Origin of the sequence: Actinomadura sp. 3N407, from assembly GCF_052245875.1 — a bacterium.
In the GTDB taxonomy this organism is placed as follows: Bacteria; Actinomycetota; Actinomycetes; order Streptosporangiales; family Streptosporangiaceae; genus Spirillospora.
In genome coordinates this window covers 233,573-252,677 of record NZ_JBQQBP010000012.1, presented here as the reverse complement: position 1 = coordinate 252,677, position 19,105 = coordinate 233,573, and the positions used below count along the sequence as shown (strand labels likewise).

The 19,105-nt window shown below is 67.6% G+C and carries 24 protein-coding genes; 21 read left to right on the top strand and 3 right to left on the bottom strand.

Features of this window, described 5'->3' with window-relative positions:
• The first annotated feature begins 70 nt into the window (after positions 1 to 70).
• The 10 genes from ACTWPP_RS28775 to ACTWPP_RS28730 all read left to right on the top strand — a co-directional run bounded on the left by ACTWPP_RS28775 (position 71) and on the right by ACTWPP_RS28730 (position 6,997).
• Positions 71 to 607 carry a hypothetical protein gene (locus ACTWPP_RS28775; protein WP_443107526.1) on the top strand — a complete coding sequence of 179 codons (537 nt, stop codon included), beginning with the start codon at positions 71 to 73 and terminating at the stop codon, positions 605 to 607.
• Positions 604 to 1,140 carry a hypothetical protein gene (locus ACTWPP_RS28770; RefSeq protein WP_443107525.1) on the top strand — a complete coding sequence of 179 codons (537 nt, stop codon included), beginning with the start codon at positions 604 to 606 and terminating at the stop codon, positions 1,138 to 1,140. Before ACTWPP_RS28775 ends, ACTWPP_RS28770 begins: the two co-directional genes overlap by 4 nt.
• 3 nt (positions 1,141 to 1,143) lie before the next feature.
• On the top strand, positions 1,144 to 1,488 hold the full coding sequence (locus tag ACTWPP_RS28765; RefSeq protein WP_443107524.1) for a hypothetical protein: 345 nt from the start codon (positions 1,144 to 1,146) through the stop codon (positions 1,486 to 1,488).
• A 119-nt stretch (positions 1,489 to 1,607) separates the two neighbouring features.
• The gene (locus tag ACTWPP_RS28760; protein WP_443107523.1) at positions 1,608 to 2,336 is read left to right on the top strand and encodes a hypothetical protein; all 729 of its coding nucleotides are present in this window, start codon (positions 1,608 to 1,610) and stop codon (positions 2,334 to 2,336) included.
• Positions 2,336 to 2,710 carry a hypothetical protein gene (locus tag ACTWPP_RS28755; protein WP_443107522.1) on the top strand — a complete coding sequence of 125 codons (375 nt, stop codon included), beginning with the start codon at positions 2,336 to 2,338 and terminating at the stop codon, positions 2,708 to 2,710. The genes ACTWPP_RS28760 and ACTWPP_RS28755 overlap by 1 nt, the downstream gene beginning before the upstream one ends.
• Before the next feature lie 101 nt (positions 2,711 to 2,811).
• Positions 2,812 to 3,216 carry a hypothetical protein gene (locus ACTWPP_RS28750; protein ID WP_443107521.1) on the top strand — a complete coding sequence of 135 codons (405 nt, stop codon included), beginning with the start codon at positions 2,812 to 2,814 and terminating at the stop codon, positions 3,214 to 3,216.
• A 254-nt stretch (positions 3,217 to 3,470) separates the two neighbouring features.
• Positions 3,471 to 4,127, top strand: coding sequence for a DUF3263 domain-containing protein (locus tag ACTWPP_RS28745; RefSeq protein ID WP_443107520.1), 657 nt, complete (start codon positions 3,471 to 3,473; stop codon positions 4,125 to 4,127).
• Between the two features lie 148 nt (positions 4,128 to 4,275).
• Positions 4,276 to 5,271, top strand: coding sequence for a hypothetical protein (locus tag ACTWPP_RS28740; protein WP_443107519.1), 996 nt, complete (start codon positions 4,276 to 4,278; stop codon positions 5,269 to 5,271).
• 4 nt (positions 5,272 to 5,275) lie between these two features.
• Complete coding sequence (locus ACTWPP_RS28735) at positions 5,276 to 5,704, top strand: hypothetical protein (protein WP_443107518.1); 429 nt, start codon at positions 5,276 to 5,278, stop codon at positions 5,702 to 5,704.
• Positions 5,705 to 6,397: 693 nt separating this feature from the next.
• Positions 6,398 to 6,997, top strand: coding sequence for a hypothetical protein (locus tag ACTWPP_RS28730; protein WP_443107517.1), 600 nt, complete (start codon positions 6,398 to 6,400; stop codon positions 6,995 to 6,997).
• 334 nt (positions 6,998 to 7,331) lie between these two features.
• Here the strand turns inward: ACTWPP_RS28730 and ACTWPP_RS28725 are convergent, their stop codons facing one another.
• A complete protein-coding gene (locus ACTWPP_RS28725; RefSeq protein WP_443107516.1) occupies positions 7,332 to 8,201 on the bottom strand; it encodes a DUF6919 domain-containing protein in 870 nt (289 codons plus the stop codon).
• 193 nt (positions 8,202 to 8,394) lie between these two features.
• Entirely contained in the window at positions 8,395 to 10,134 is a 1,740-nt protein-coding gene (locus tag ACTWPP_RS28720) for a hypothetical protein (protein WP_443107515.1), read from the bottom strand.
• Between the two features lie 964 nt (positions 10,135 to 11,098).
• Here ACTWPP_RS28720 and ACTWPP_RS28715 point away from each other — a divergent pair.
• The 9 genes from ACTWPP_RS28715 (at position 11,099) to ACTWPP_RS28675 (ending at position 17,971) form a co-directional block, all read left to right on the top strand.
• Entirely contained in the window at positions 11,099 to 11,668 is a 570-nt protein-coding gene (locus ACTWPP_RS28715; protein WP_443107514.1) for a hypothetical protein, read from the top strand.
• 536 nt (positions 11,669 to 12,204) lie between these two features.
• Positions 12,205 to 12,486 carry a hypothetical protein gene (locus ACTWPP_RS28710; RefSeq protein WP_443107513.1) on the top strand — a complete coding sequence of 94 codons (282 nt, stop codon included), beginning with the start codon at positions 12,205 to 12,207 and terminating at the stop codon, positions 12,484 to 12,486.
• A 15-nt stretch (positions 12,487 to 12,501) separates the two neighbouring features.
• Entirely contained in the window at positions 12,502 to 13,215 is a 714-nt protein-coding gene (locus ACTWPP_RS28705) for an SAF domain-containing protein (RefSeq protein WP_443107512.1), read from the top strand.
• A 1-nt stretch (position 13,216) separates the two neighbouring features.
• Complete coding sequence (locus tag ACTWPP_RS28700; RefSeq protein ID WP_443107511.1) at positions 13,217 to 14,062, top strand: hypothetical protein; 846 nt, start codon at positions 13,217 to 13,219, stop codon at positions 14,060 to 14,062.
• Positions 14,059 to 15,492, top strand: coding sequence for a CpaF family protein (locus tag ACTWPP_RS28695; protein WP_443107510.1), 1,434 nt, complete (start codon positions 14,059 to 14,061; stop codon positions 15,490 to 15,492). The genes ACTWPP_RS28700 and ACTWPP_RS28695 overlap by 4 nt, the downstream gene beginning before the upstream one ends.
• Entirely contained in the window at positions 15,489 to 16,388 is a 900-nt protein-coding gene (locus ACTWPP_RS28690; RefSeq protein WP_443107509.1) for a type II secretion system F family protein, read from the top strand. Before ACTWPP_RS28695 ends, ACTWPP_RS28690 begins: the two co-directional genes overlap by 4 nt.
• The gene (locus tag ACTWPP_RS28685; protein WP_443107508.1) at positions 16,385 to 17,266 is read left to right on the top strand and encodes a type II secretion system F family protein; all 882 of its coding nucleotides are present in this window, start codon (positions 16,385 to 16,387) and stop codon (positions 17,264 to 17,266) included. Before ACTWPP_RS28690 ends, ACTWPP_RS28685 begins: the two co-directional genes overlap by 4 nt.
• Before the next feature lie 23 nt (positions 17,267 to 17,289).
• Positions 17,290 to 17,505: a hypothetical protein gene (locus ACTWPP_RS28680; protein WP_443107507.1), complete on the top strand. Its 216-nt coding sequence runs from the start codon at positions 17,290 to 17,292 to the stop codon at positions 17,503 to 17,505.
• A gap of 25 nt (positions 17,506 to 17,530) precedes the next feature.
• The gene (locus ACTWPP_RS28675) at positions 17,531 to 17,971 is read left to right on the top strand and encodes a TadE/TadG family type IV pilus assembly protein (RefSeq protein WP_443107506.1); all 441 of its coding nucleotides are present in this window, start codon (positions 17,531 to 17,533) and stop codon (positions 17,969 to 17,971) included.
• Positions 17,972 to 18,014: 43 nt separating this feature from the next.
• On the opposite strand, the gene ACTWPP_RS28670 is transcribed toward ACTWPP_RS28675, so the two are convergent.
• On the bottom strand, positions 18,015 to 18,182 hold the full coding sequence (locus ACTWPP_RS28670; protein ID WP_443107505.1) for a hypothetical protein: 168 nt from the start codon (positions 18,180 to 18,182) through the stop codon (positions 18,015 to 18,017).
• 36 nt (positions 18,183 to 18,218) lie between these two features.
• On the opposite strand from ACTWPP_RS28670, the gene ACTWPP_RS28665 reads away from it, so the two are divergent.
• Both ACTWPP_RS28665 and ACTWPP_RS28660 read left to right on the top strand, forming a co-directional pair.
• Complete coding sequence (locus ACTWPP_RS28665) at positions 18,219 to 18,635, top strand: TadE family protein (protein ID WP_443107504.1); 417 nt, start codon at positions 18,219 to 18,221, stop codon at positions 18,633 to 18,635.
• Complete coding sequence (locus tag ACTWPP_RS28660) at positions 18,632 to 19,081, top strand: pilus assembly protein TadG-related protein (protein WP_443107503.1); 450 nt, start codon at positions 18,632 to 18,634, stop codon at positions 19,079 to 19,081. Before ACTWPP_RS28665 ends, ACTWPP_RS28660 begins: the two co-directional genes overlap by 4 nt.
• Positions 19,082 to 19,105 lie beyond the last annotated feature (24 nt).

The following is a 19,105-nucleotide window of genomic DNA, read 5'->3' as shown; positions in this document are numbered from 1 at the left end:
CCAAATTCCTATACCGGTGTACACTCTAATCGTGGGGTAAGCGTCCCCGCCCGCGAAGGAGTTGGTTACCGTGGCCAAGATCCGCAAGGTCACCGCGTGCACCGTCTGCGGCACCCGGCACCGCACCCGCACTGGCGCCCGCGCCTGCCAGGCCGCCGACATGCAGGCCTGGAGCGAGGAACGTATGCGGCTCCACGTCAACACCCACGGCGCCACCTGGTGCGGCCTGTGCCGCGTCCCCATGACCACCGGCGACCTGGCCCTGTTCTGGTCGGCCTACGACGGGACTCTCATCACCGGCACCCCGCCCGATCCGGTCTGCCCGGACTGCGACGGTGACTACGACGCCCGCGCCGACTTCCTCGTCGAGGCAGAGATCGACCTGGACGAGCTGCTCGACGCGCTCACCGACCCCGAGCAGAACGGCGAGGCCGCGATCACCGACCTCCTCGACGACGTCGCCGCGGTCGGTGACGACGCCGAGGGGATGACCGCGGACCTGATCGGTTCCCTGACCGCCTGGGACGCCGGACACCGGCCCACCATCCCGACGCCTGCCTCCCCGCTTCTCGACGCCTGCCCCGAGCAGCCGCAGGAACCGCGATGACGCCGACGACGGGCCTCAGCGTGGAGGCGTTCAAAGCCGCGTCCAGCGGCGCCGCCAGCGAGGAGCAGTTCAACCAGCAGTTCGGTGTTGTGCTCGCCCGCACACGCGGGCAGACCATCTCCGGGCTCACCGACGATGCACTGCAGTACGCCGCGGCCAGGCTCCGCCGCGCCCTGCACGACAGCCCCACCAGCAACCCCGACCGCCGGCGGCTGCAACGTGACCTGGGCGCGGTGGAACGCGAGCAGCAGTTCCGCCAGTCCCTGACCGACACGTGGCTGGCACGCGAAGACGGCACCCACTGCTACACCGCGTTCGTCGAGCGGGGCGGTCTCGCTGCGGTCCTGGCCGGTGACGCGCCCCCGCCCAGCTACGCGCTCGCGGTGATCCTCGACTGGGAGCGGTGCCAGGAAGGCAAACCGCACGTGCTGAATTGGGTGAACCCCCACACCCCGACGGCTCCCCTACCCGTCCCGGCATCCATCGGAACTCGGGCTGAGGAAAGCCACGACAGCCACACTGACCAGGAGTAACCCATGCCCCACCGGACCAACCATCTACACATCGTGGCCCGCGCCGGCATCAACCTCAGCGGGAACGGGCACCACCTCACCCCCGCTGACATCGAGGGCATGCTGAACGGCACCCCATACAGGGACGAGCTCGCACTCTGGGACGTCGTCGCCGGGCGTTCGCCGCTCGGTTACGTGATTGTCCCAAGCGGGTGGGTCGCGGTTGTCTCCTGTGAGGGCGCGAACGAGGCCGGATGCAAGGACGTGCTGTTCGATGTCACAGTCACCGGCGACGTCCGCCATGGCAACGAGTATCCCGACCGCATGATCGCGGGGATCCGCCGCGTGATCGAGACCAAGGAGAGCTGACTGACCTCATCTCCCCACCGGGGGAGCTGCTGGCATCCCTCGCACCGGGGCCGACCCTGGCCCTCCCAGTAACCCGGCTCAGCGTGCCGGGTCCCTCGAAGAAGGAAGGAACGCATCTGATGGTGCAGGAATCACCAGCACCGCCGCTGCCGATGATGGCGCTGCTGACCGGTACCGACCCAGATTGGGGACACGGCACTGCCGTGTACTCCCCCATCGTCAACCCGTCGATCGCCGACGGAGACGACCCGGCCGCCGAGCGGGACGCGCTGCGGGCCCTGGCAGCCGCCCGGAACGGCGACGCGTGCGACACCCCGCCCACCTGCCAGGCGCCGGTCGAAGCGGGGCACGACGCCATGTTCCGGTACCAGTTGACACGGCGTTTCGACGGGCAGGCCTACGACGTCGGCGACGTCGATGGGACCCTCATCGTTGTGGGGGTGTCCCCTGACCCGCGCGGCGGCGAGACCCGCTTGGACGACTGGCTGGTCCCATACGCCGCGGCGGCCCGGAACGCCGGGATGCGGCAGTTGCTCGCGGTGTGCCTGTACGCAGCCCGCGTCGCTGACCAGGCGGCGCTGGACCACACAATGCACGGGCCCCTCAACGGGTACACCTGCGCGGCCGATCACCTGTCGGAGGTCGGGCGTGTCGCTGCGGTCGCGTTCGACCCCGCCCTGTTCCGGTCTTGCCACGGCTGCGGCCGCGGCAGCCTGGTGGACGAGCTGGACGCCGCCGGCGTCGGCCTCGTCCACCTCGACACCGCAAGCAGGACGTTCGGCCGGTTCGACCCCGACCAGCTGCCCGCCCGCCCGTCGGGCAGGGCCCGGTTCCTGCGGGGGGCGTGATGGACGGGCGACTGTTCCAGCAGGCTCACACGGTCGTGATCCGCACCGCCGACGGCTACCCAGTGACCGTGCACGCCGAGCCGACGCACGTCCCCGGGCTGGCCGTGGTGCCGGCGGTCCGCTCCGACGGCGTTTACACCGGCGGATGGCAGTTGTTGCACACCGCGTCCGGCCGCACCGTCGGCGGCGAACTCGATCACCCTGACCTGGCGCGGCTGCTGGCCGCGGAGCTGGCCAAGGGTCCCCTCCACTCCTGTGACTGGACACTGCCGTCGGCACCGCGCCACCGGTACGCCGAGCACGTCCTGCACACCGCGGAGGCGTTCGCCACACGGCAGGAGGATCGGCGCCGGCGGCTCGCCGCCGCGATGTAGTAGTACAAGCCGTTCATGACCTCAGGGGGACGGTGCAGCACCGTCCCCCTGAGCAGTTGCAGGCACCGCCCCACCAGCAATAGGAGCAAGGAAGGCATCCCATGTGCGAATGCCGCACCACCTGCCTGATCTGCGAGCGGCCCCGCATCGTTTGCCTGGAGTCCGGGTTGTGCCTCCTCGGCGCCCCTGAGGTGCCGTCCGGGCAGATCACCGATAACGGTCATGTGATCTTCGAGCCGTACCAGCGGGCCGACAGTGTCGCGGGGATGACCGTCCACAATCCGTTCGGTGCCGAACCGTGGACACTGGACGTCCTGTCCACGCATCCCGCCACGGGCGAGCCGTGGGCGGTGATCCTGCACGCATTTCAGGGGGACGTGCTCGTCTCTCGGGACTACCCGACCCTGCCCCGCGATCGGATGGACGACGGCATCGAGGCGGATGTGATGCTGTCCGTCGCCGCGCACGACTTCGGGGATCAGTGGGGAGATTCCGCCACTCCATGAAGCCTCGGCAGACGATAGTGAACGCAGAAGAGGGCGGATGTGCGATGACGGAGAAGTTCACGCTCGGCCCGGCGGACACTGCAGGGCGCGTTCACCGATGTCGCCGCCTGGGTGTGGCCCGTGATGGTCTGGCCGGAGAAGTTGGGCTAGGGCGCGGATCACAGTTTCCGGGGAGCATAGATCCACACCACTATACTGGTATACACTTTCCTGGTTGGGGTAAGCGGCCCCGCTCCCGTACCGGAAGGATCAGGATGACCGTGTCGTCTCTTGACACTGCGTTTCCCACCCCGTTCCTCGACCTGGAGTCGTTCGAAGGCCTCGGCGACGGCGCCGCCGTTGCAGCCCCTTCCGATGCCGGGTACACCTTGGCGGTCGCGCCCTGCCCCACTCACGGGACCGACACCGCCCGCTGGAACGTCCTGGACGCCGACCAGCGGGTCTTGGCCGTGGTGGCACAGCTCGGCGGCCGCCGCATCGGCCGCGGCAACGCCGCCTACACTCAGGTGACCGTGTTCCGCGTGGTGACCGCCGGGCCGATGGTGGAGTTCGACGAAGCCGCCCGCCACCCGTCGGTGAACGCCGCAGCCCGAGCCGCACTCGTCGCCCGGGAACAGGACACACGCCACATCCGCGGCGAGTCGGGCCTGACTCCGTTCGAGAGGGACGTGCTGGACTTCGAGGAGAAGTTCATGTTCCTGCCCGCCGACGATGGCACCCGCCTCAGGGCGATCCACGAGCTGCTCGATATCAACGCCACCCGCTACTACCAGCTCCTTGGGGACCTGATCCGCACCTCGGACCCCCGCGCGGCCGCTGCGCTGGCCTACAGCCCCACGGTCGTGAACCGGCTGCGGCGCCTCCGCGCTGCTCGGCGCCTGCGCCGCGTCCCCCACGGATCTAGCCGCTGATTCGACTACGCCGCGGCCCGCGCCACCGTTTCGACGATGCGGTGGCGCGGGCCGCGGCATGTTTCCCTCCCGCTGGTTGTTTCAGCGAGGATAGGACTGTACACCGATCGACAGCGACCTTATACCGGTGTACAGTGTGTAGGGCCAGGTGGATCCGCAGGACGTTTATTCCGGACTGGAGCATGCAATGAACATTCACGCGCGCCGGCTGCTGACGCGGCTGCAGAAGCTGGGAGGGAGTGACGGCCGCGGAGACATGCCTGGCAAGGACCGGGCCCTCCGCGAAGAGATCGACGCTTACGCCGCCGAGCTCGCCGCACCGCAGATCGAGGCGCTGCGCGACATCCGTGACCCCGCCGATCGACTGAAGGCGACCGTCGAGCTGATCCGCAAACACACCCAGAACATCTCGACCCGCACCGCGCAGCGCAATGTCGCGCTCGCGATCGCCTGCAAGCCGGCGTCTGAAGGCGGCGACGGGATGAAGAAGACCCGCGCGGCCCGCCGGGTCGCCCGCACTCGCGGATTCGTGCACCGCGAGGCCTACGGGCACACCACGCTGGGGTCGCCAGCCGAGGTCGCCGGGGTCCGGCAGGAGTACATCCGCACGTACGGCGACACCGCAACCCCGATCCACGTCGCGCAGGTCGAAGAGGCCCACGTCCGCTATTTCGAGGCCGTGCGGGACGGTGCCATCGACATTCGGATCCAGACGGTCCGGGAACTGGCAGAGATCACCACGCCTGGGCCCGACGGCGTCCCGGCCAAGGTGTACCCGCCCAACCGGATCGCCGCGATCGGCAAGATGGAGACCAGCCAGGTGAGCTACGACCTGTACACCGCCGGTGAAGGGTCTCGGCAGCGCCGCTACGGCGGCTCCGACGCCCTCACCGCGGCGCAAACCAAGGCCCTGCGAGGTGTCGGCGACGATGGCCGCATGAGCAACCGCGGCCCCAACCGGGTGCACCTGAACACCTTGAACGCGTTGGTGACCGCAGGCTTGGCCGAACTGGTGGAACAGCACGAAGTCGAGATCCCCGTCCCCGGCCGGCCCGGCGAAACCCAGACGGCCACCGAGTACGTGATGGCCCTCACCGCGCAGGGCCGGGAAGCCCGCAAGCAACTGCTAGCCGAGGCAGCGTAATCCCATGCCCCGCAGAGCGGCGCCCCGCAGCCGGCCGCCCCGCCACGCCGGCGGGCAGCAGCCCATGTCCGGGGACGACTACCGCAAAGCGGCGGCACGGGCGATGAAGGAGTCCGACCTGCGCAGCAACATCGCCGAATGCTGCGACAGGTTCGGATGGAAGATGTACTGGACACACCGCTCCGACCGGTCACCGGCCGGGTTCCCCGACTTGGTCCTGGCGCACACGCACGGCCGCCTCCTGTTGATCGAACTGAAACGGGACCGATACCACGGGACCAACCCGACACCGGCGCAACAAGAGTGGCTTCGTGTACTCGCCAGCGCCGCAGCCCACGCCCCCACTGTGATCACAGTGGGGGTGTGGCGGCCCATCGACTGGTTCGACGGAACCATCCAGGCCGAACTGCGAAGCACACGGCCCGCCGCCTGACCAAAGCGCAACGTAGACGCTTTCACCGGCGCCCCCGGGAGCGGGAACAGCCGCGGACCACGAGTGGGTGAGCGGACGGGGCCATCACCGGATCACAACCACGGTGGGTGAGATGCTCCTGCCTCCAGTCGAAGATCCACGCCCGGTTCTCCCCGGCGGGCGGGCGCCGGACCGGTGACCCCTGCTGTCCCGTCAACCCGCGTGAGGAGTGTCCCCGCGGAGCCCGAACAGGGCGTCCTCGGTGAACACCTCCCGATTGCGGATCTGAGCGGAAGCAGACGCTGCCGTTCAAGAAATCCGTACTGACCTGTCACCCAAAGCGGCTGTGACGGCACCTCTGTGAAGTAGCCGATCAAACAGCCCCAAATGACGTGCCGCACATCAGCGGTGACGGGACTCGGAGCTCGCGTGGACGACGCCCAGCAAACCCAGCGGACATCGCCTCTCCCCACCTGCCCGCCATTGTGGCGCCAGCCGCCAACGCAACGCCATCTGCTCAGTCCGCCCACAGCAAGCGGCCCTCCGCCACTCACCCCGCCTCCGGCCTTCGGTGCATCGGGTGAGGCGCCGCGTCAGCGCCGACCCGCCCGAGCCCGGGCCGCAGCCCTCGCCGCCCTAGCAGTCACGTTCACGGTCATCGCATTGGGGGCTGGGGCCTGCCTGGCCAATGATCCCGGACCTGGTGAGCGGCTGGTGATCGAGCAGCACCCGACCCCCGCGCCCACACCCTCGTCTGAGGCGCCTCGGACGAGGACCGACTTCACAACCATCGATGATCCGTGTGCGTTGCCGAAAGCTGCGGCTCTGCAACGCCTGTCCCCCGACGGCGTAAACCACAAATGGCGCACCGGCGACAACAAATGGTCATGCCTGCGGCTAGGTCGCGACATGCGACTACCCAGCACGCCTGGCGATCAAGGCCCTGACTATCAAACCCGGAACGTGCTGATATCCCTTGCTGTCAAAGGCGGGACCGCCGAGGCGCACAAAGCCTTCATGCTGAAACGCGATCGCGACCAGGTCGGGTGGAGCCCCCGGCGCCAGCGCGCAGTTCAGCATGTCGGCGACGACGCCTACTCCGGATACGACAAGGTCGGAGGTACCGGGAAGGCGCACGCCACCGTTCGGCTCCGCAATCTCGTTTTCACGGTCAACTACACCGGTTATGCCTGGTCATCCGCCCTGCTGGCCCCCCAGACACCGATCCCCGAACACACGGCACGAGCGGGCGCGGTCATGCTTGCCCGCGAGGTTGTCCAAGGCCTGGCCAGGTGCGGCGAGTGCACTCGCTGAACAGCGTGGCAACACCGCGGTCCCGGCATCAAGGTCGAATCCGACGAGCACGGCGGCCACGCGCTGGTCGCAGGCTGCAGCTCGGGGTGAGTGATGTCCACCGGCAGCAAGGACGGATAGGACTCCGTCCAGGGACGCAGACGCCGGGAATCCGCTGACCGCGCGCGGTTCCGCCCGAGTACGCCACCGCCGGCAACCGGGCATCGACGTCCAGATCGCATAGCCGCAGCCCAGTCGGCTCTCCCCTGTCGATCGACAGCCCCACCGTCCCGACGAGGCCGGTAACGGTGGGGGGCGATGACCGTGACGGGCTCCCTCTCCCGGAGGAAAGTGATCAAAGGGCGCCTTTCCCGGCAGGCTGAACGAAGCCGAGCAGAACCCTCCACAGCGGCGAGCCCAACCCTTCCCACTCCGGGTCGACGATCTCGAAGAAGGTCCAGGAGTCCAGTTCGCGCATCGCTGCGGGAGACGCATAGGTCGGCTCAAACGGCCTCACCGGGGTGTGATTGGCCTCGACCCAGTCAACGAAACGGGCTGGCAGCCACGACGGACGATCGGCCCGGGGCGGATAACCGGTACTGATCTCCACCTGACGGTCGCCCTCTTCGAGCACGATCAGCCCTTCGGCTTGCGCGGCCTGCCGCAGTGCCTCGCTGCGGCCGTTCGGGCAGTAAAGCGACACGTAGGCACGCTGCATTACATGGACGCCCTGCCAGCCGGGGCCGTCGAACGACGGCTGGGAGTTGCAGGTGAGGAGGCCACCGCGGTTGATTCGGGCCAGCCACACTGCTATCTCGAGGGTCTCCGGGTCGGGGGCGCCGTCGCCGCCGGACGGGCACTCGGACATGGCTCCCTCCAGCCAACGTGCCGTCAGTGCGCACAACCCGGCGACAGTCCGCGCGGCCTTGCATGCTCGGATAGACGTCCGCCGGTCCAGGCGCCCGGTCTTCGCCCAGCAGGCGCGGCAGAGTGCCGCCGATTCCAGGACCGGGGCACCGGGCGGGGAGGGGAGGATTCCCCACTTCACGACGGAGAGGTGCCCGCACCGCGGGCAATCCCGCCGATCGAGAACCCAGTTGACCGTCGCGCCGTAAGCGCTCGCCGCGACATGCCGGATCTTCCCAGCCCCTCCGGATGAGTGATGCTGCCGGACGCGGTGACCATCGCAGCAGGCACGGTTACGCAGGAAACTCTCGACGAACATGCTGCTCCTTTGAGGTTTGTGGGCCGCTTACCCATAGATAAAGCGTACACCGGTCTAGTGTCCGCTGACAGAAGGCCTTCCGGGCGGAAGGAGGAAGGATGGTTCGACCCGCACAGACGATGCGCCCCCCAGCAAACCGGCGGGCGGCCGTTCGACCGTGGGATGCCAGAGCGGCTCGACTGCCATCCCATCGCTAGCCCGCTGCTGAGGTCGGTTTGCGCGGAGCCTTCGCCGCGAGCGCAAGGTCTAATGCCTGCGCGTGACGCCGTTGGCATGCAGTGAGGTCGTCGAGTTCGGCGGGCGCGCCGTTCCAGGCCGGCCCCACCGTTTCACGCACGATGGCGCAGATCAATTGCCGTTGGACTTCGGGCAGCGACAGGTAGATGCGCACGTTGTGCTGATGGCGTTCCTTGTCGACGGCGCTGCGGCGCTTGCGAACAGCAAGGTCCTCTCGCCAGCATCTGATTTCGTGGTCTCGCCTGGCCCGGTAGACCCTTGTCGATGGCCGAGCCTCCCGGAGCTGCCGTAGCCGCCAGGCCAGAACGCCAAGGGCCCGGTGGGGGGCAGCGCACAGCTCGTCCGGCCAAGGAAGCGGGGTGTCGACGAAGGTGAAGTGGCGGGTCTCCGCCGGGGTGTAGCCAGCGTCGTGGAGATGGCTCACCAGGGTGCGGATGCCGAAAGAGTGTTTGACCGCGGAAGCAGCTTGGTTCAGTTCCGGTGCCGCGCAAAGCTCCGCGATGATCGCATTCACTGCATGGTGGCGTTCGATGTGGTCGCCTGCACTAGCAGGTGTGGAATGTTCCTCGGTGACGTCCTCTTCCTGAGGATGGTGTCCGGCCGAGTTGTCCACAGGGGCGTCGCGGGCCGGGTGGGGTTGGACTTTCTGGCTTGCGAACGAAGAGAGCAAGCCAGAGACTTCGCGCGCGTGATCCCCTTTAGAGCGTGCCCGGGATTTGTGGGCCGCACCTGGGGTGTGGAGCCCGGATCTGTGGGCCACCCGATCTCGGGCCCGTGGGTTATCCACAGGTGGTGCTGCATCATCCGCTGCTCGTGGCGGCGGCGCTGGTTGTTCCCTCTCGGCAGCACCCACGCCTTGAGTGGGAGGGGGCCGATAAGCCGGCTTGTAGTCGGCGATGTCCACCACGCCCGCGAGGCCTTCCAACGCGTCCCATCCACGAAATCCGAACGACATTCCACCCAGGATGGGTCCGAGGACACCGGCCCGCTCCAGCAACTGGCGACGCATCTGCCAGGCCGTGTTGTCCAGGTCGAACCGGCGACGAACATCAGCGTCGCTGAGTGCTCGGGTGCCGCCCCTGTGGCGCAGGACGAGGGATCCCGTCTCGGCCAAAGCGCAGGTGTATCGGAGGCAGACCGCGGCGCCCAGCGCCTTGTGCCAGATGCGGCCGCCTCCCTCGGCGACATCGTGCGCGCGTACTGCTTTGCGCAGCGCCCGCCAGGTGGGGCGATCGGTTGCCAGCCACGATCGCTCACCTCGCTGAGGCGGTCTGCTCATCCAGGCCGTGTGCAGCTGCCAGGACCCCCCGGTGCAGGTGAGAAGGGCACCGCCGTTGACCGTTGCGCGCTGGAGTACGGCGAGGGCTCGCGCGGTGGTTTCACGCGGCAACTCCAGCAAGTCGGCGATCTGCCGACCTGACAATGGTCGGCGGCGGCGGTCACGTACAACGCCGGTCCAGTGGTCGCACTCCAGCCGCAGTGTTTCGAAGACGTAGATGCACACATCCCCGGAGATGCCGCGGTCACGAACGCGAGTAGTCGCGGCGGCCGCTCGAATGGCGTGCTCGACATGGCGCCATGCCTGCCGATATGTCACGGTCACACGGTTGCGGGCATGCAGACGCTGTGGCCGGCGCGCGGTGGCAGCCGCAGCTGGCCGCGTGACCGGCCGGGCTTGGCCGGTTACATTGGACATAGCACTCCTAGCGCGATGGGGTTTGGAAGCGCCGTCATCGCGTTGGTGTGGGGCCCCGCGCGAACACGCGGGGCCCCTATTGCTGGTTAGGGCTAGGGAGTGGGCGTCATCTCCTTCCGGGCGCGGACACATTGAGCCGAGATCGGCTCGCTCGGTAGAGGTATTCACTGCTCGTGCCAGGTGACAGAGCCAGCTGTTTTCCCGGTCCTGCTGACGGGGCCGCTGGGGCGTTCAGCCGATGCCCGAGGTCCTCGAGTCCGTCCGTAGTCAACTCGCGGCGGCTGCGGCGCGCCGGGACAGCCACCGGCGGTAAACTGTTCATCGGTTTAGTGCTCCGGCGGGCCCTGCGTTTCCTTGCCCGCGGGCCAGGAACGCCCTTTTGGTGGAAACCAGGACGCCTCCCGGTCCACCTCTTCTCGATCGGGTCGCTGACCTCGTTACTCCGGTGCAACTGCTGCCGCCCAGGCACGGTGACCCCTGCTTCCGCTGCAGGTCACGTGTCCGCGTGCGGGAAGGCTGCCGTGGCCCCACCGACCTGCGGCCCAAACGGCTCCCGATGTGACATACGGAGCCCGTTTCCTGACCAGTTCGACCGGCGTCCTACCTGTTCAGGGACTTCTGGAGTGGCCTGGTCATCTCCCTGACGGGTGATGCCGAGTTCGGCGCACGAAACGCCACGCGCATGACGTTTCGGGGGTATGAGCTGCAGAGATGGTCACACGTGCGCTACCGGTAACCCGCGTTGACGAAATCCCAAGGATCGGGGTGGTCGCCTGTCACGCCTGAGGGCTGAGAGGCACCTCTATTGCGAGAGGGCAGTCGCGAGGCGGGTTGGGCGCTCAAACGGGAGGAGGAACCTGCCCACAACCTCTTGATAAGTGGTTGACAACACGAAAATATCGTTGTCTTGTTCAGTTCGATCATCGTCTGTCACAGGTTCACCAGGCTTCCCCCCAGGAGTCACATGAGATCTCATCGCCTGACCGGCGCCCTGAGCCTCGGGATGACCTTCGCCATCAGCATCGTCGCGGGGTGCGGGAACGGTTCAGAACCCCCGAACGTCACGTTGCCCTCATCGAGTTCGCCCGCCTCAGCTCCCGCAACCTCAGCCAGCCCGTCACCCGCCAGTCCTGAAGACGCAGCCACCGCGGCGTACACAGCCTTCTGGCCCACGAGCCAGAAGGCCCTCGAGGGGCCACCCGAGCAGATTCGGACCACCCTCGCGCAGTACTCCACCGGCGCGTACCTGAACTTTCAGGTACGAAACGCAGTGGAAGCGCAGGAGAACCATCACGGACCCTGGGGCGAGGGGCCCGTCGTCCATGTCACCAAGGTGCAGGTCAAAGGCGGCAAAGCCACCTTGTGGGACTGTCAGGACGCTCATGACGCCGCACTCGCCGACACCCGCACCCATCAGATCATTCCGGGAACACGAGGGACGAAGAATTTCGGTCTCATCGCTGAGTTGCTGCGAGGAGGTGACGGGCAGTGGCGGGTCTCCAGCGTCAAACGTCATCAAGCCTCCTGCTCCTGATCTCTGCGGCCGTGGCTACAACCATGACCATCACGACGCCCCCTGCGCTGGCAGGACTAACGCCGCCGCTCGACCCTGACGGGTTCTTCGACCCCTCCAAGGGCGGATGGGGTGCGGGAGATGACGGATCCGGCGGAGGGGGAAGCAAACCCGGTTCTGGCGGAGGCCGCCCCGATGGCGATCCCGGAGGCGGAGGGGCGAACCCGGGCGCCGCTCCGCCCGATGGAGGCACCAGAGGACAAGAAGGGGGCATTTGCGACGGCTTCGGGTCCAATTGCGACGTCGAGTGCTACGCAGATGATGGAACGCAATGCGAGCAGGCGGGGCCGGGGGCGCCAGCGCGAGAGACGCCCGGCGCACTCGCCCGCCGCGCCTACACCTTCCTCAAACCGCCCGTGCCGAGCCCTCAGACGGCACCACGACGGCGCAGTGACGGAAGGGGAGGTCTTGTCGGTCTCCCGCACTGGTTCTGGATCCCCACTGGACAGTGGCAGCCGATCACCCAACGAGCCACCGATGGCCCCATCTGGGCGCAAGTGACCGCCACACCCCAGAGCCTCATCATCAAACCTGGCAACGACATGCCAGCCACAGAATGCCCGGGCCCAGGGACCCCCTTCAACTTCAGTGCACCCGCCCGCGGCCAGTCGACCGACTGCAAGGTCACCTGGCAGCGCAGTGGCACCTACAACGCCACGGTCTCCATCGTGTGGAGTGCCCGATGGATTGGCACCGGCGGGGCGAGTGGTGTGCTGCCAGATCTGACCGTTTCGACCACCTTCCCGGTGCGCGTCGCCGAAGGCCAGGCCGTCAACTAATGAAAGGAGCACCGGGTGGCAGGGAGGGTGACCTCGTCGGCGCCTACAACCGGAACGTTCTCAGACAAGGACGGTGTCCGTGCACTGACGCGGGAGCCGGCCCGGGTCTCGCGCCGCCGGCGCAAGGGGATGCTCGCGCTCGCAGTTGTGATGATCGGGCTGGGATGCCTCATCGCGTACTCCGTCGTGACGTCCCTGTCGGACCGCACGTCGGTGATCGTGCTGGCACGTGATGTCCCGGTCGGTGCCGCGCTCGCCGGGGGCGATCTTGCGACCTCAATGGTGTCGGTCGACCCCGGCGTCCAGACCATCCCCGGACACCAACTGGATGAAGTGATCGGGAAGATCGCCGCAACCGACCTCAAGCACGGGACCCTGCTGGCATCGTCAGAACTCACCGCGCAACGTTCACCGGCCCACGGACAGCAGATCGTCCCGGTCGCGCTGACGCCCAGCCAGATACCGGCGCGCGGCCTGCGGCCTGGAGACCACGTGCTCGTTGTGACCACACAGGCCCAGGCCGGGGCCACCGCCAGCCAGCAGCCTGAGCCCGACACCCCCAGCGAACCGTCCGACAACGTCGCCGCGACGGTCGACCAGGTCGGCCGCGCTGACGCTGACGGCAAGGTCGTCGTTGACCTCCTTGTCGCTGCACAGGCGGGCCCCAGAATCGCGCGTCAGGCCGCTGCCGGCCGCATTGCGCTGCTTGTCACCCCGCGGAGCCGGTGACATGGTCATGATCGCTGTTGTTTCCCCCGGAAACGCTCCCGGCGCGACCACCATCGCCTTCGCCTTGACCTTGGCCTGGCCACGCCCCGCATTGCTGGCCGAGTGCAATCCGACAGGTGGCTACCTTCTGGCCGGCTACTTCCAAGGGCAGATCCCCGCCGACCGCGGCCTGTGGCAGCTCGCCCTGCAGAGTCGTCGAGGCACCGAGACCGCCATCACCGACCTGCTCAACCAGACCGTGCCCCTCGACGAGGCAGGGTCCCGGCTCCTGCTCCCGGGGATACGAGACCCGTTCCGCGGCGACCACATCTCACCAGAGATGTGGGAAGGCGTCGCCACAGCCTTGGGGCAAATACCCAACGACGTGGTCGCTGACATCGGACACGTCGGCGTTGATCTGCCGTTCCCGATCGTCCAGCAGGCGGACCTTGTATTGATGGTGATGCGGCCGTCCTTGGCCCAGGCCGCCGCGGCGCGTCCACGGCTGGAACGGCTACGGGACGCCCTGGGCGACGGCGCCCCGTTGGGCCTGTGTTTGGTCGGCGAGGGCGCCTTTCACTTGCGTGAGGTCGAACGAAGCCTCGGGGTCCACTTCGTCTTCACCGACCAGGTCCCATTGGACACCAAGACCGCAGCGGTGCTCACGCAGGGGGAGCCAGCACGCCGAGGGTTCACCACTGCCCCACTGATGCGCCAGTCCGCGATCATGGCGAAGGGGCTGCAGCGCAGCATCGCCCAGATCTCTGCCGACCCGGGCACCAGCTCGCCCCACGGGGCGGGCCTGGCACCTGGGGCCGTGGTCCGGCACCAACCCGTCAGCGGCACTCATGTGAAAGGGCGGGTATGACATCGAACTTCAGCGGTTGGCCTTCCGCGCCGGGCAACCTCAGCGCGATTACCTCCTCTACCCCCTGGTACAGGCGGCCGACGCCGCCCGCGCCGGAAGCGTCCGAGTCACCAGTATCAACGCGGCCTGCCCCTGCGGAGGACGAAGAAGCGTTCCGTGCCGCTGTCCGTGACGCCCTGCATGCCGTCGTCGACCAAATCGATCCTGACGCAGACCGCAGCCAAGCCGAGACTCTGATCGCAACCGAGGTCGGCAGGCGGGCCGAAGACGGGCTCATTCCCGCCGGCATGGTCTTCTCGGCAACGACACGGGCCCGCCTGGTGTCCGCGGTGTACGACGAACTGTTCGGCCTCGGCCCTCTGCAACCGCTGCTGGAGGACGACACCGTCGAGAACATCGATATCAACGGCTGTGACCGCGTCGTTGTGTCGTACTCCAACGGTGAACGGCACCGCGGGCCCGCTGTGGCCGCCACCGACGACGAGCTCGTCGAAAAGATCAGACTGTGGGCACGAAAAGGCAACACGGCCCGCGAGTTCTCCGTTGCGAACCCGATGCTGAACACCGCGCTGGAGGACCTCGGAGGAGCGCGACTCAGCGCGGTGATGTCGGTGACCCCGCGTCCCTGCGTTTCGATCCGGCGGCACCGGCTGGTCGACGTGACTCTCAGCCACCTGCTGCAACTGGGAACCATCGACGAGGGACTGCGCCAGTTCCTGCAGGCGGCTGTCCGCGCGCGGCTCAACCTGGTCATCACCGGGGGCACCAACGTCGGCAAGACCACGTTGCTGCGCGCCTTGACCAGCTGCGTTGACCCCACCGAACGTATCGCGACGCTTGAGTCCGACTTCGAGCTGTACCTGCACCGGCTCGAGGAACGCCATCACGATGTGCTGCCGTTCGAAAGCCGCGCCGCCAACAGCGAAGGCGCCGGAGCGATCACTTTGCACGACCTCATTCCGCAAGCCCTCCGGCACAACCCCCGACGCATCATCGTCGGTGAATGCCGTTCAACAGAGATCGTCCCCATGCTTGAGGCGATGCAGTCAGGCCACGAGGGCAGCCTCTGCACCGTTCACGCGGACCGGGCCGAAGACTTCTTCAACCGCGCCCTCATCCTGGCGCTGCGCGGCGGCCTGGCGATGCCGCCTTCGGCAATTCACCTGCTGGTGGGCATGAGTGTGGATCTGGTGGTTCACCTACGCCGCGACGGCCGGACACACACCCGGTTCGTCAACGAGATCTTGGAAGTGCTCCCACCCGCCGAGACCGAGCGGCCTGCCACCAACGCCATCTACGTGCCCGGGCCTGGCGGCCGCGCGGTGCCCAGCACCACACCCCACTGCTTGGATGTCCTCGTCGAGGCTGGCTTCGACCCCTCGTTCCTGAGCTACCGGGACGGGCTGTGGGGCGAAGGGGGCGTTCGATGACGGGTCTACTCGCCGCCACCGCAGGCCTGTTCATCGCCGCGGGCGGCGTCGTCGCGTTCGCGGCCTTCCTCCCGAGCGATCAGAGCATCCGGCCGCCGTCCCGAGCGCGAGCCATCGCGCGCAGGGCTCTCCGTCGAGATCAAGGACGGAAAGTGCTGCTGGCTGTGGCGCTGGCGTTGCTGGTGCTGCTGCTGACGAGGTGGCCGATTGCGGCGCTGGCAACCGGTGTCGGAACCATCGCCGCGCCCCGGCTGCTGTCGCGTCGCCCCGCACAGCAGCGCATCGCCAGGCTCGAAGCACTGGAGTCCTGGACCCGCAAACTCGCCGATGTGCTCGCTGCGTCCCGCGCGCTTGAGGACGCCCTGATGCTCAGTGTCCGCAAGGCGCCCGCCCCGATCCAGCAGGAGGTAGAGACACTCGCCCGGCGGCTGCGGGCTCATATGCCGACCGAGCAGGCACTGCGGCTGTGGGCCGAAGACCTGGCCGATCCGACTGCGGACCGCATCGCCGGCGCGCTGATCCTCGCGGCCTCCCGCCGGGGTTCAGGCGTCAAGCGGGTTCTCACCCAGTTGGCGGAGATGGTCGCCAAGGACGTCGCCGCACGACGCGAAGTCGAGGCCTCACGAGCCCAGCACCGCACCACCCTCCGCTGGATTCTGATCTTCCTGGCTGGCTACACCCTTTTCGTCAGTATCCGGCACTCCTATTCCGCGCCTTTCGACACCTTCGCCGGTCAGATCGCCATGGGAGTCGTGGCATTGCTGTACGCGGCGGGGCTCTGGTGGATCCACCGCCTGGCCACTCCGCCGAAGACACCCCGTTTGCTCACCCTGCGCCCCGAGCCAGCCCGCCCCCCAGTTTCACCCACCACAGCGCGCGAGGGGGTCAGCACATGAGCCCGCTGGTCTTCCTGGGCGGTGCGCTCGCCGGTCTCGGCGTCTTCATGATCGTCCAAGAGTTTCGTCCAGCCCCGCTGCGACTGGAGGCCGCCCTTGATCAACTCGACAGCACCGAACCGGCGATGCGTCAACGCCCCACCGGCGCCGCCGAGGCAGTCGGCCACTGGCTGACCCAGCACGTCGCTCGCCCAGCCGGCCTCCCCATGCCCCACCGCGATCTGAGCCTGCTCGGTCAGGCACCCGAGCGGTTCATGTTCAACAAGCTCTGCTGCCTGTTGCTCGGGTTGGCGCTGCCAAGCCTCCCGACAATGGCCGCGATGGCCGGCGGTATGAGCGTGCCGTTCGTGATCCCGGCAGGCGCCGCTCTCCTGACCGGCCCGGCCCTGTTCTTCGCACCGGACGCCGCGGTCCGAGTGGACGCCGGCAAAAGAAGAGCGGAGTTCAGGCGGGCGCTGACCTCCTTCCTGGACTTCGTCGCGCTGGAACGTGCCGCAGGGGCTCATCCCAATCAGGCGCTGGAATCGGCCGCGACCGTCAGCGACAGTTGGGTGTTCCGTCGGATCCGGGCCGTCCTCGACCGCGCACGCCGCGCACAGGAACCACCGTGGCAGGGGCTCGCCGACCTCGGTGAAGAGGTCGCCGTGGATGAGCTGACCGACATCGCCGAAACCGCCCAGCTCGCCGGGAACGAAGGCGCACGGATCCTCGACACCCTGATGGCAAAGGCGGAATCCATGCGCCACCAGGACCTCGCTGAGGCACGCAGTTCCGCCAACGCCAACACCACCACCATGGTCATCCCAGTAGCGCTTCTGGGCCTGGGATTCCTCCTGCTGCTCGCCTTCCCCGTGCTGTACCGCATGGCCGCCGTCTGAACCCCTACGACCGAAGGAGATACATGCACCACAAGCGTCCCCGGCTCCCCGCCGAACTGCAGTACATCCGCTCCGTCGTCCAAGACCGCTGGCAGCGGGCGAAGAACGCACGTGCACAGGACACCGGAATGGAGACCTTGGAGATCATCATCCTCGCCGCCTTCTTGGCCGTGGCGGCCGCCGCCGTCGGCGCGTTCCTCGTCACCAAGATCAACTCCTACATGAACAAGATCAACTAGATTTGCCCGTCGAGGGGATCGCACCGTGATTCGGGACCGTGGCGCAGCGACCTTGCAGATGGCGGTATTGGCGCCGTTCTTCCTTCTGTTGATCGGGGTCTGTTTCCAGGCCGGGTTGTGGTACATGGCCCGCAACGCGGCCTTGGCCACCGCGCAAGAGGGGTTGCGTGTGGCGCGCGCACACAACGGTTCCCTCGGCCAAGGGAAGAGCGCAGCCGACTCATTCGCCCGGCAAGTAGCAGGCGGGCAACTGATCGCCCCACAGGTCCAGGTGAGCACCACGGCCGACCAGACGATCGTCGTGCGGGTCACAGGGAAGGTGCCGTCATTTGTGCCCGGCCTGACCGTGTCGGTCGTCCAGGAGGCACGGGCCCCGAAGGAGCGCTGGACTGGAGATTCCCGTGGGTTCACGAATTCTGCCGGGCGTTTCGAGGCGAACCCAAGTGGGGCAGGCCCTGGTGGTTGAGCGTAAGGGCCCGGACCCGCGAACTGAGGGGCCATCGCGTTGGTCAACCCTGGTTGGCCGATTGGTCCAGGACAGGAGGGTCAAGCGTCACGGGATAGCGCACGGCGCCGACGCCGGTGAGGCCGAACAGGTTGCAGACGAGGCTGGGCGGACGTCCCCGCCGGCGGAACCCGAAGACCCCCGCACGCGCGTCGGGCACGTACTCGTCCATCGCTCTCACCGCCAACGCGAACTGGCCAGGGCGAGCTTGCCAGGTGTCGATCGCGGCAGCCTCACTCTGGAGGCCGTCATCGTCGCGCCTGTTCTGCTGATGTTCCTCGCGCTCATCATCGCAGCTGGCCGCATCATGATCGCTGGAGGCTCGATAGAGGCCGCAGCCCGGGACGCGGCCCGTCAGGCATCTATCGCCCGTGACCCCGCCACTGCCAGGTCGAACGCCATCAGCAGCGCTCAGGCCGCGCTCCAACAGGAAGGCCTGCAATGCAAACCGCAGGTGTCGGTCGACACCTCAGGTTTCGCCCGCCCCATCGGAACGCAGGCCTCTGTGCTGGTCCAGGTGCGGTGCACGGTTTCGCTGTCCGACCTGGTGGTTGTGGGCATGCCCGGTTCGCACACGCTATCGGCCTCCTTCCGCTCCCCCATCGACCCTTTCCGGGGGCGATGATGAACCAAAGACCGACGCCGCGTGCAACCCGCAGCGCAGACCGGGGGTCCTACACTCTGCTCGGCTTGATCTTCGCGTTCGTGTTCCTGCTCATGGCAGGCATGGTCTACGACGGCGGCGCGAAGCTACGGGCCGGCCGCGAAGCCGCCAATCTGGCCGAAGAAGCCGCCCGTGCGGGTGCTGGCCAGATCGACAGAGATACCGCCTACTCCGACAGTCGGCTGGTCGTCGACCGCGCCGCCGCCGTGCGCGCGTCCTCCGCCTATCTGCGTGATGCAGGCCATGACGGCTCCGTTCAGGTGGTCGGAGACCGCCGCATCCGCGTCACCGTCACCGTCACCAAGCCGACCGCGCTGCTGTCAACGATCGGGATCGGCTCGGTCTCCGTCACCCAGACCGCGACCGCAGATCTGCTCACCGGAGTGGAAGGGACACCTGAACAGTGACCTCCCGACGTCGACATGCCGCCC